Origin of the sequence: Moorena sp. SIO1F2 (genome assembly GCF_010672755.1) — a bacterium.
Taxonomy (GTDB): domain Bacteria; phylum Cyanobacteriota; class Cyanobacteriia; order Cyanobacteriales; family Coleofasciculaceae; genus Moorena.
In genome coordinates this window covers 1-3,210 of sequence record NZ_JAAHFV010000527.1, presented here as the reverse complement: position 1 = coordinate 3,210, position 3,210 = coordinate 1, and the positions used below count along the sequence as shown (strand labels likewise).

2 protein-coding genes and 1 pseudogene are annotated in these 3,210 nt (G+C 43.2%); 1 reads left to right on the top strand and 2 read right to left on the bottom strand.

From position 1 onward, the window contains the following. Nucleotides 1-53: 53 nt before the first annotated feature. Nucleotides 54-2,177, top strand: a pseudogene (locus tag F6J94_RS32200) (ATP-binding protein); the annotation flags it as partial. On the opposite strand, the gene F6J94_RS32195 reads toward F6J94_RS32200, so the two are convergent. After that, nucleotides 2,170-2,334, bottom strand: a complete 165-nt coding sequence (locus F6J94_RS32195; protein ID WP_293047673.1) for a hypothetical protein — start codon at nucleotides 2,332-2,334, stop codon at nucleotides 2,170-2,172. The pseudogene F6J94_RS32200 and the gene F6J94_RS32195 sit on opposite strands and share 8 nt — an antisense overlap. Before the next feature lie 495 nt (nucleotides 2,335-2,829). Beyond that, nucleotides 2,830-3,099 (bottom strand): hypothetical protein, encoded by a 270-nt coding sequence (locus tag F6J94_RS32190; protein WP_293047675.1) that lies wholly within the window; start codon nucleotides 3,097-3,099, stop codon nucleotides 2,830-2,832. Nucleotides 3,100-3,210 lie beyond the last annotated feature (111 nt).

Sequence of the window (3,210 nt, the reverse complement as noted above, 5' to 3'; positions counted from 1 at the left end):
TCATTCAGAGGTGTTTTCAGTTCATGAGATGTATTAGCTAAGAATTCATTTTTGAGCTGAAAACACCTCTGAATGGCATTATCGGCATCGCTGAATCTCTGATTGATGGAGCAACAGGTGAGTTATCCCAGTCAACAGCATCTAATCTTTCTCTGATTGTCTCTAGTGGCAAACGGTTAACTCAGCTTGTTAACGATTTACTGGATTTTTCTGCCCTCAAGCATAAACAAATCAACCTGAGAATCAAGCCAGTGGGGATGCGAGAAATCACAGAAGTTGTTTTATTGCTATCCCGTCCCCTTGTGGGTAATAAAAACCTACAACTGATTAATCAAGTTTCCTCATCGAGTCCCCCTGTGGATGCTGATGAAAACCGACTCCAACAGATTCTCTATAATTTGGTGGGTAATGCCATTAAATTTACTGAACGTGGTACCATTAAAGTATCAGCAGAGGTGGTCAAGTCTTATCTTAAAATTACCGTTGCTGATACAGGGATTGGTATCCCACCTGATAAATTAGACCGAATTTTTGAAGCTTTTGAACAAGGGAATGGCTCCATTAATAGGAAATATGGAGGAGTGGGGTTAGGTTTAGCTGTTACTAAAAAACTGGTGCAGCTCCACGGCGGAAATATTGATGTGGAGTCTACCCCAAACCTTGGCTCACGGTTTAGTTTCACTCTACCGATATCAAAGGGTAAAGTAGAGAGGAAACAGCGAGAGGAAGTTTCCCAGGTTCAGAATTATTTGGCGATGGCAAGTGACTCTGAACACTTGATATCTGATCACCTGATATCTGATTACCTGATGTCTGATCACCTGATATCTGATCACCTGATATCTGATCACCTGATGTCTGATCACCTGATATCTGATCACCTGATATCTGATCACCTGATGTCTGATCACCTGATGTCTGATCAGAACTTATCACCACCAACTATGAAAGCCTTGAAAATCTTGATTGTAGATGATGAACCAGTAAATCTTCAGGTTTTGGTCAACCATCTTTATCTGCAAAACTATAAGATTACTAAAGCAGTTAATGGCGAAGATGCATTCACAAAAATTACCCAAGGATACAAACCAGACTTGATTTTACTGGATATTATGATGCCGAAAATGACCGGCTATGAGTTCTGTAAAAAAATCCGTGAGAAATATCTACCGAATGAACTACCGGTGGTCTTGTTAACCGCTAAAAATCAGATCTCAGATTTGGTAGCAGGATTTGCAGCAGGAGCGAATGATTATTTAACTAAGCCCATATCCAAAAATGAATTGCTAGCACGAATTAAGACCCATCTTCAGTTAGCCAAAATTAATGTAGCTTATGGACGCTTTGTGCCTCGGGAGTTTCTGCAATTTTTAGAAAGGGACAGTATTATTGATGTCCAATTAGGGGACAATGTCCAAAAAGAGATGACAGTACTTTTTTCTGATATTCGCTCCTTTACTAGTTTATCAGAGAAGATGTCACCGCAAGACAATTTTAATTTTATCAATGACTATTTAAGTCGAGTCAGCCCAGTGATTCGTAATTATAACGGCTTCATTGATAAATATATTGGTGATGCGGTGATGGCGTTGTTTCCCGAAAAGGCTGATCATGCCCTAAAGGCAGCCATTGAGATGCAAAAGCAAGTTTATAGTTATAACTCCCATCGGAACAATAGTGGTTATGAACCGATTGCGAGTGGTATTGGTTTGCACAAGGGGAGTTTAATTTTAGGCACAGTGGGGGAATCTCAACGGATGGATACAACCGTGATTGCTGATACTGTAAATTTGGCCTCCCGTTTGGAAAGTTTAACCAAGATTTATGGAGCAGAGATTTTGATTAGTAAACCAACCTTGACTGATCTGGATAATCGAGACAGTTATCATTATCGGTGTCTAGGGCGAGTTAAGGTGAAGGGTAAAAGTAAACCGGTGGAAATCTTTGAAGTGTATGATGCTAATCCTGAGGATTTGATTGCTTTCAAGTCCAAAACAACTCCTCGGTTTGAGGAAGCAGTTGCCTATTATGTAGAAAAAAAGTTTGCTCAGGCGCAACGGATTTTTGAGGAACTTTTAGAGAGTAATCACCAAGACCGGGTGGTTGAACTTTATATTGAACGGTGTGTTAAAGCCCGGGAGTGTGGGGTTTCGGAATTGGATATTGTGATTACTTGAATTGGTTATTAAGGGAATAGGGAGTCGGGAGTCGGGAGTCGGGAGTCGGGAGTCGGGAGTCGGAACCCACCCCTAACCCCTCCCAGGAGGGGAACGGGAGTCGGGAGTCGGGAGTCGGGAGTCGGGAGTAGCTCACTAACCTTGGCCAAAAGGCCACGCTACGGGAACAACCTTCAACTTACTCACCTTGGCCAAAAGGCCACGCTACGGGAACAACCTACAACTTACTCACCTTGGCCAAAAGGCCACGCTACGGGAACAACCTTCAACCTCATAACCCAAAAAAAAGTAGCCGCAGAAATAGTTTCCACGGCTAGGAATTTTTACTTATGCCTCAACTTTATAAACCCATCCAGATGTGATCCGATGTGATTAGACCGTAAGCTATCAGCTATCAGCTATAGCAGAAGTCAGAAGTCAGAAGTCAGAAGTCAGAAGTCAAACTCTTGCGCTTACTTAGGTTTGAGACTTTTGTCATGTCCGCGCCTGCCCTGGCGACTGCTATATCAGCTTCAGCTATCAGTTTATGCGCTACGCGCACGCTACTTGAGGTGCTATCAGCCAACGGCTGACCACTGACCACTGACCACTGACCGCTAACATCAGACCTGATGCTTTGGCCAGGGGGCAAAGCCCCCTGAAATTTAAGCCCTTAACCCAGAGTTAAATACTTCGTCATCATGGTAATGAATTCGCCAGGAATGCCAGTCGCCTGAAGGGGGCTCCACTCATCAATTTGGGCGTAACCCCGTGCATAAAGGGTATGCATGGTGTTGGTTATTGCCTGGCGGGAGCCCTTCAAAATGTGCTTAATGGGGTATTTTTTTGGAGACCGTTCCTGAGGAGTATTACTAGGAGTAATTTCCTCAGGATTGTTTTCTGGGTTAGGGCGGAAGTTGTCAGACTGTGGGGAATTTGCCAGTTACGGAATTAATTGAAATTGTCACCAATGGATTTAGTCAAGCACAGCCAAGGGCGATAGAAGATAGAACAAACCTTACCCCAGAACCAGCTTTCGAGAAGATTGTCCGTC